Raw genomic sequence first — 7860 nt, 5'->3', positions numbered from 1 at the left:
CACCTTCGCTGATCGTTGGCCGGGATCGGAAACTTACTGATGGAAACCGGCCGAAACACCGTTAGCGAGACAGACCCCCCGCATATTCACTCTGGGGACGGCTTGCGGAACACGGTTCGGTTTGGTCCACACGTAGTGAACGTATCTGCCCGACAGTGACACCTGATTCAGCGTGATTTCTCCCAGCCGGCGGCCCCTGTGCCTGGTCCCCGCTTTTCGAAATGCCGGCCACGGGTACCTGTAGTAGGCGCGACGAGCAGCAGGGACGGAAAAGATGCACAGTTTCGCACTGATCGCGACCATCCTCTCTATCACTGCCCTCGCGGGATTGCTCGCCACCCGGCTTCGGCAGCCCATGATCGTCGCCTTCATCGGGGTGGGGATCTTCGTGGGCCCGGTAGGAACGGGCTGGGTAGTCGCAGACAGCACCATCGAACTCCTCGCCCGCATGGGCATCGCTGTCCTGCTCTTCCTTGTCGGGCTTCGACTCGACATGCACTTGATTCGCATGACCGGTTCTATCGCCGTGGTCACCGGTCTCGGACAAGTCGTGTTCACCGCGGCGATCGGTTATCTCCTGTGTATCGGATTCGGGATGGACGCCGTCGCCGCTCTGTATGTCGGATTGGCTCTGGCCTTTTCCTCGACCATCATCATCGTCAAACTGCTCTCCGATACCCGGGAACTCGAGCAACTTCACGGACGCATCGCTGTAGGGCTGCTGATCGTTCAGGATCTCGTCGTCATCCTGGTGATGATTGCCGTCAACGCGTTCGGTCGCACCACCGACAGCACCGTGGCAGCAGCCGTCGCCGGGACGGCGTTGAAGGGACTGGGATTGCTTGCGGCAATCGCGATTCTGATGAGGTTCGCCCTGCCCTGGCTACTGAGACAGGTAGCGCGGTCGCAAGAACTGTTGGTGCTCTTCGGGATCGCTTACGCAGTCTCGGTCGCGACCGTGACCGAGGCTCTCGGATTCAGCTCCGAAGTCGGCGCATTCCTTGCCGGCGTCTCGCTCGCTGCAACGCCCTACCGAGACGCGCTCGGAGCCCGCATGGTGAGTTTGCGCGACTTTCTGCTGCTGTTCTTCTTCCTCGATCTCGGCGCAGGATTGGACGTCGCGGAAGCAGCGGGTCACATACCGCAAGTCGTGATGTTGGCCCTGTTCGTTCTCGTTGGTAAACCGCTCATCGTCATGGTGATCATGAGCGCCAAGCGCTATCCGATTCGTGTCGGATTCGCCACCGGACTCCCTCTTGCCCAGATATCGGAATTCTCCCTGATCCTCGCGGCATTGGGCTTGAGTCTTGGACACATCACCGCGACCACAGTCAGCGTCATCACGGTGACAGGCCTGGTGACCATCGGCGGATCGACCTACCTGATTCTCTACTCCCGTGCGCTCTACCAACGGTGCGAACGTTGGCTACGAGTATTCGATCGGGCAGGGAACCGACGTGAAGAGCCGACACAGACAAATCCCGAGGTCGACATCGTCCTCTTCGGCCTCGGGAGATTCGGTCGCCACATCGCCGATCAACTCAGCAGCACCGGCCACCGCGTACTCGCAGTCGATTTCGACCCCCAACGACTCGCTGCGAACGAACGCGACAGAGTCACCGTGGTCTTCGGCAGCGCCGAGGACCTCCATTTCCTTCAGACCCTGCCCCTGCCACAAGCCAAATTCGTCATCAGCACCATCGCCCTCGCCGACGTCAACACCGCCCTCCTCCACGGACTCCACCACTACGAATATCAGGGCCATGTACTGATGACCGCGCATACACCACACGACGCCGAACTCCTCAGCCGAGCCGGAGCCGACCTCGTCCTAGAACCCTTCTCCTTGGCCGCCGAGAAAGCCGACGAAATCCTTACTCGCCTCACACGAAACGACGAAAACCACACCAAAAGTCACGACGCCACACCAACCGAGCAGGATCCGGCCGAACCAGAATAGAACCCGATCCACAACACACGTCCATCGATCACAACATTCACTTTCCTTGTTTCGCAGCACTTTCCGAACGAACAACAATCGAAGAAGACTCCGCGTGACGGGCGCTCACGCCAGGGCGCGATGGACTCGGAACCCACCTGAGACCTCACCACCTACACCGGACTTCGAAAGTCACCCGAGCGGAAACGGGAAAATTGACGGGACCGAGCTCGCGGGGTCGATCGTGCTTCGTGGTTCACCCGAACCGTGGCCGTCATGGTGCATCGGACGCTGCAGCCCTGGAAGGCTACGTGAACAGGTCCCCGGTCGCGAACCGGTGGAAGTACCGCGCGAAGATTCGGGCTTCTTCCGGTGGCCAGCCGCTCAGACTTTCGCTAATACGTGCGGCCAGGCGCCTCCGAAGTTCGTCCACAACCTCTTCGCCGCGCGAAGTGAGCACCAGGAGGGTAGCTCGCTGGTCGGCGGTGTCCTGTTCACGACGTATGAGACCGGCCTTTTCCAAGCGGGATGCGCGACGCGTCACGACGGAGCGATCCACTCCGACATCCGGTGCGAGGTCCGCGGCGCTACGAGGTCCGGTCCGTGCGAGCCCACTCAAGACCGGGTAGGTCGTTTCGTCCACTGCTTCACCCAGATCTGCGGTCAACGCCGTGTAGATCCGGCTGCGGGTGGTGCGCCGCAGAAGCAACCCCAAAGCGTCGGCGACCTCACGTCCACCTTCGTCGTCCATGAATGGAGGATAGCGTGCATCACGCACGGATAGGCTGCTACGGTGACACAGGTGCGTGCACATTGCACGCTTTATGTGGCAATCACTCCACCGAAGGACCTCATGAACCGCACCGGCATGCATGCCGCCCTCACCGACCTGATATTTACCCCCGAACTCGACCTACACGATGCGGTCGACCGCCATTTCAGCCCGACTTACCAACAGCGCACCGACGGCGAGTGGAGCAACCGCGAACAATTCGTCGAACACATCGCCCACCTCCGGGAAATTGTGGCCTCCGGGTCCATCGAGATCCACGACGAACATCACGATCACAACCGTTATGCCGACCGCCACACCGTCGACATCACCAAAACCGACGGCACCACCGTACGAATGGAGGTCTACGCCTTCGGAGAACTCGCACCAGACGGCCGCTTCAACCGCATCGAGGAGGCCACACTCATGCTGTGCGGGCCCGACTCCGACCGGAACCTCGGCCGCGCCCGCTAGGACGAGACCGTCTCCAGCTCAGCGTTTCGGCGCCGGACACTGAATGAGCGCTAACGTGGGAGGTGCCGCAGGGACGGCACCGGACGCTGAGCCGAAGACGGAGGGTGATCCGATCAGTACGAGCTATCGCCGTCGTCGTCAGATGGCCGTTCGCGCGGGAATTCCGGCCGAGGCCCACTGCTAACTCGATACGATCAGCGAGATCGTCGATCTCGGCATTCAGCAAAACCAGAAACACTCGCGCCGGCGCGGTTCGAAGGCCCTGCAAGCGGCCTGCACGCTCGTTATGACGCGACCAAGGCAGAAAGACTCTCGTTCGCCATACGTTCAACGAGCAGAGGAACGAAATCTCGTATCCGGTGCCCGACGAAATGAGCATGGGCAGACGCGACAGCCTCGGCTACGACATCCGCCGACACCGCGGGGTACTTCGCGGTCAGACGTGCACGCGTCTGCGCAATCAGGCGATCTTCCTCGTCGTTTGTCATCTACCAATGATGAGCCCGCTCCTCCGGCACGTCCACAGGAGAAGCTCCTCAGGATACGACTCACTCAGCCACGTCAGTAACGACCGCAGGCCTTCTGCGTAGTGGTGAAGACTCGCAGGTGACGTGGAAACGAATGCGACGAGGACCCAAGTTGCTCATGTCCGTTTCGTCTGATTTTGCTAGACTGATTGATCCCTATTCAATTTCCGTCAGCTCCTTCGAGGAGGAAGGGCCATGGACACCAGCGACAAACCCTGGCCGCCTAAATGTAGGCGGCTGCGATGAACGAGATCGTCGTCAACATAGTGCTGGTGCTGGCTTTCGTTCTGATCGGCGGAGGGTTCGCCGCCACCGAGATTGCCCTGGTGTCGTTGCGCGAAGGGCAGATTCGGCGGTTGGAGCAGCGAGGAGGGCGTGGCGCTCGGACTGCAGCGCTCGCCCGTAATCCGAACCGTTTCCTCTCCGCCGTCCAGATCGGGGTGACGGTCGCCGGTTTTCTCTCCGCCGCGTATGGCGCCTCCACTATCGCTCCGGCCGTTTCTCCCGCTCTCCAATCGTGGGGGCTTCCGCCTGCCGCGGCCTCGATCACGGCTTTGGTCGGCACCACACTGGTGATCTCGTATCTGTCATTGATCTTGGGAGAACTGGCCCCCAAACGTATTGCGCTGCAACGCTCCACCGGAGTCTCGTTGCTGACCGCACCGGCGTTGGACCGGTTCGCAACAGTGATGCGGCCCGCGATCTGGTTCCTGTCCCTCTCAACGGACCCGTTGGTACGGTTGGTGGGCGGTGACCCGAAGATCAAGGGGGAAGCAATCACTCACGAAGAGTTGCGCGATCTGCTCATCGGTCACAACGCAATCGCCGAGGACGAGCGCCGTATCCTGTCCGAGGTTTTCGATGCAGGACACCGATCTCTGGTAGAAGTGATGCGACCGCGCACCGATGTCGATTTCCTTTCCTCCGATACCGCGTTGCCGCTGGCAAGGGAACGGGCATTGCAGTGGGGGCACAGCCGGTATCCTGTCGCGAACACCTCCTATGACGACATCGTCGGGTTCGTGCATCTTCGCGACCTCCTCCTCGCCGACGAACGCGCAGTCGCCACTGTCTCCGATGTGTCGCGTCCTGTTCTGCACCTTCCGGGATGCAAACCTGCATTGGCTGCCCTGACCGACATGCGCCGCGAGAATCTACAGATCGCGATCGTCGTCGACGAGTACGGGGGTACCGCGGGGATCGTCACCCTCGAAGACATCGTCGAGGAGATCGTCGGCGAAATCGGCGACGAGTACGACGAACCTGCAGCGTCCCCGGTATCCCCGATCCCGAAGCGTAAACGAGTCGATGGTTTGCTTCTCGTGGACGATTTCGAGTCCGTCACCGCGATCACGCTTCCGGCAGGTCCGTACGACACCGTGGCAGGATTCATGCTGCACCGACTCCAGCGTGTCCCACAACTCGGTGACACCGTCATTTTCGAGGGGCACCGGCTCACCGTCAGCACCCTCGACGGTCGCCGCATCTCGGGCATCAGGGTCACTCCCCCTCACTCTGCGACGCACGGACAGGTAATCCAATCGACCCAGTAGGTTCCGCGGCAATCTCCTTATGGGGCGACGCACTTGTCGGGTGAACGCTCACCGACAATGCTCATTCCTCACAGCTTCCGTTTCGGTGGGTGGAGATCACAGTTCGTCGTAATGCCTCGAATGTCGGCACTGAGATCGAAGAAAACGTGCGCGATGCCCGGCGAGCAATGCGTCGGTCTCGCATTGAATCTCATGGTGCTGGCGGGCGATGGCGTATCTGATGACGGCGCTGCGTCGATCGATCCGCATGACCTGGGCGGCAGCCGATTCGTCGTCGAGCGTTGTGGCCGCTATCCGGTCATAACCGATCAGAAGTCGCTGATAGGCAAGAGCCACCGGCGCATCCTCGGCCAGCAATACCGGCAGTACGTCGCGGTCGATTCGTTGCAAGGGATAACGGAGAATCCGATAGCCGAGACGCATGACCGCTCGCGCGGAGTCGCTACACCAGGTCACTGCGGGCTCTGAGCGGTCTGGGCAAAAAGGGCGGAACCCTCGTCGGGCATACAGGCCTTTCCGCTGGGGCAAATTGCTTTGGCACTCTGCGTACCCGCAGGCCTGTTCGTCAAACGGCGCCAAGCTCACTGCTCTCACCTCGTTCGTGGCCGATAAGGGGTGATCGTCTCGCTGGGAATGCTCCGGCAATGGGCGCGGTATGCCACTGGCTTTCGAATAGACCCTGGCAGATATCGCGAGCGCCACCCCTCCTGGGCCGAAATACCCGTTGGGTGTCCGCTACTGACCTCGAGCGTCCCCGACCAGCCACCGGGCTCTCGGCGGGTCGACTCGCATAATCCGGCACCCGGGGTGTCGTCGAGCATCGACGCTGTGGTGCGTCTATGGGGGAACGGACGCCAGATCGCTTCGAAGGGTGTTGCTGCCGGCCGAGATTCCCGGAGATGGAGGTGGGGGTTGTGAGCCGACGCAATCTTCGACGGTTGTCGATTCGATCGGCAGTTCCTAGGATCGATAGCACAGGAGATGGAAACGAACCTGGGGCGCTCGTACTGAGGTGGTTTCCCATCGGCGACGGTTCCGATACCGGACAAGGAGCGGACCATGAGCCCGCAACCGATCTTCGCGGACGGGATCTACCGTAGCTCGGACTCCGGGCTTCCGATCCGCCGTTGGTGTCGAGAACGCCTGCAACAGTGGAGTGTTCCGCATTCTCTGATGTCTTTCAAGACATCGCTGGGCCGATGCACGGTTGTCTGCGCCGGCACCGGCATAGCGTTACCGCCGGTGGTGATTGTCTCGGGTTCGGGTTTGAATACCGCGACGTCCTTACCACTCGCCTTCGCGTTGAAAGCACGTAGGCGACTCTTTCTCGTCGATCTCCCCGGCCAACCGGGGCTCAGTTCCGCGCACGGCCCCCCGCACGGACACTTCTCGACGTACGGAGCCTGGCTGAGCGAGTTGCTTCCTCGGTTGACCGCCGAACCGGTCGTGATCGTCGGACACTCGATCGGCGCTGCCGCGGCACTTGCCTGCTCCCCGTCACCGCAGGTGGCGGGGTTGGTGCTGGTCAACCCGCTGGGTTTCGTCTCGATGCACCATTCGTCGATGTTTCGGGCTCTACGGTTGAGATGGTCGATCTTTCCGTCCACGGAACACAGTGAACAATTGCTCTCTCAACTTCTTTCGCCGGGATTTGTTCCGGACACGACACTCATCAGTTGGTATTGCTTGCTCGGGGAGCACTGCGTCGGATTGCGCTACGACCATCCGCTGCCCCCGACAACGATCCACAGGTGGGCAACTGCCGGAACTCCGGTCGCTGTGGCGGCGGGGTCGCACGACCGGTTCCTCACTGCCGATCGTCTTCGGGGGCCGGTGCGCTCGCTTCTAGGTGTGGAAGTGCAGACGATCCACAATTGCGGCCATCTCGCTGTGCGCGAAGCACCGTCCGCCGTCGCGGCGATAGTGGAGGCGATCACCTCCACCAGCAGATGAGGTGTGCCTGCTCCAAAGCATTCTCTGCCGAACATGCCGACGTCACGAGGAATGGGCCCCGGTTGTGAGGGGCTGTGCTGCCAGTCTCGTTTCCGTAGAATGAACGGACAACGGTCGCGGCCCCGAGTCGGATCCCTTTTGCGGACTCTCGCCCATCGGGTGTGGCCGAAAGGAGGTCCCGGTGGATTCGTCCGAGCATCTCCTGCCGACGTCACGACGAAGCCGGGTACTGATCGGCGTCTTGGTTGCGTTCATACTGGCACTTCTGACAGTGCCGCGATTCGTGCTCGTTTACACCGACTGGTTGTGGTTCGGCGAAGTCGGCTACCGCAATGTGTGGACCACGATCTTGTACACACGGATAGCGTTGTTTGCCGGGGTCACCGCCGCCATCGGGACGATCATCTTTTTCGCGCTGACCCTCGCATACAGATCTCGCCCGTTGTTCGCGTACTCGGCTGCCCGCGGCCACGACCCCCTCGAGCCGTACCGCGCGATGGTGACCCGCAGGCATCGCCGGCTCGCGATCGTCATCTCTTTGGTGATCGCGTTGCCGTTCGGACTCCACGCCCAGTCGAACTGGGCGACCGTGCAACTGTTCCTGCGCGGTGGATCGTTCGGTACCTCCGATGCCGAGTTCGG

General features: G+C 61.3%; 9 protein-coding genes. 6 read left to right on the top strand and 3 right to left on the bottom strand.

What is annotated here, in order from left to right; translation table 11 throughout:
- Positions 1 to 274: 274 nt before the first annotated feature.
- Positions 275 to 1960 carry a cation:proton antiporter family protein gene (locus tag R4P65_RS32780; protein ID WP_317829662.1) on the top strand — a complete coding sequence of 562 codons (1686 nt, stop codon included), beginning with the start codon at positions 275 to 277 and terminating at the stop codon, positions 1958 to 1960.
- Between the two features lie 286 nt (positions 1961 to 2246).
- On the opposite strand, the gene R4P65_RS32775 is transcribed toward R4P65_RS32780, so the two are convergent.
- The gene (locus R4P65_RS32775) at positions 2247 to 2690 is read right to left on the bottom strand and encodes a MarR family winged helix-turn-helix transcriptional regulator (RefSeq protein WP_218680994.1); all 444 of its coding nucleotides are present in this window, start codon (positions 2688 to 2690) and stop codon (positions 2247 to 2249) included.
- A gap of 42 nt (positions 2691 to 2732) precedes the next feature.
- On the opposite strand from R4P65_RS32775, the gene R4P65_RS32770 reads away from it, so the two are divergent.
- The gene (locus R4P65_RS32770; protein WP_317829661.1) at positions 2733 to 3185 is read left to right on the top strand and encodes a nuclear transport factor 2 family protein; all 453 of its coding nucleotides are present in this window, start codon (positions 2733 to 2735) and stop codon (positions 3183 to 3185) included.
- 43 nt (positions 3186 to 3228) lie between these two features.
- Positions 3229 to 3369 (top strand): hypothetical protein, encoded by a 141-nt coding sequence (locus R4P65_RS32765; RefSeq protein WP_317829660.1) that lies wholly within the window; start codon positions 3229 to 3231, stop codon positions 3367 to 3369.
- Positions 3370 to 3469: 100 nt separating this feature from the next.
- Here the strand turns inward: R4P65_RS32765 and R4P65_RS32760 are convergent, their stop codons facing one another.
- Entirely contained in the window at positions 3470 to 3673 is a 204-nt protein-coding gene (locus tag R4P65_RS32760) for a three-helix bundle dimerization domain-containing protein (protein WP_218680991.1), read from the bottom strand.
- 281 nt (positions 3674 to 3954) lie between these two features.
- Between R4P65_RS32760 and R4P65_RS32755 the strand changes: the two genes are divergently transcribed.
- Positions 3955 to 5265, top strand: coding sequence for a hemolysin family protein (locus R4P65_RS32755; protein ID WP_317829659.1), 1311 nt, complete (start codon positions 3955 to 3957; stop codon positions 5263 to 5265).
- Between the two features lie 96 nt (positions 5266 to 5361).
- On the opposite strand, the gene R4P65_RS32750 is transcribed toward R4P65_RS32755, so the two are convergent.
- A complete protein-coding gene (locus tag R4P65_RS32750) occupies positions 5362 to 5721 on the bottom strand; it encodes a hypothetical protein (RefSeq protein ID WP_317829658.1) in 360 nt (119 codons plus the stop codon).
- 603 nt (positions 5722 to 6324) lie between these two features.
- Here R4P65_RS32750 and R4P65_RS32745 point away from each other — a divergent pair.
- Complete coding sequence (locus R4P65_RS32745) at positions 6325 to 7218, top strand: alpha/beta hydrolase (RefSeq protein WP_317829657.1); 894 nt, start codon at positions 6325 to 6327, stop codon at positions 7216 to 7218.
- Between the two features lie 181 nt (positions 7219 to 7399).
- Positions 7400 to 7860, top strand: a 461-nt coding sequence (locus R4P65_RS32740) for a UPF0182 family protein (protein ID WP_317829656.1), incomplete at its 3' end; no start/stop codon positions are given.

Origin of the sequence: Rhodococcus sp. IEGM 1318, assembly GCF_033142465.1 — a bacterium.
GTDB classification, from domain to species: Bacteria; Actinomycetota; Actinomycetes; order Mycobacteriales; family Mycobacteriaceae; genus Rhodococcus_F; species Rhodococcus_F qingshengii_B.
The sequence above is the reverse complement of the archived record's forward strand: the minus strand, read 5'-3'. Positions and strand labels throughout refer to the sequence as shown.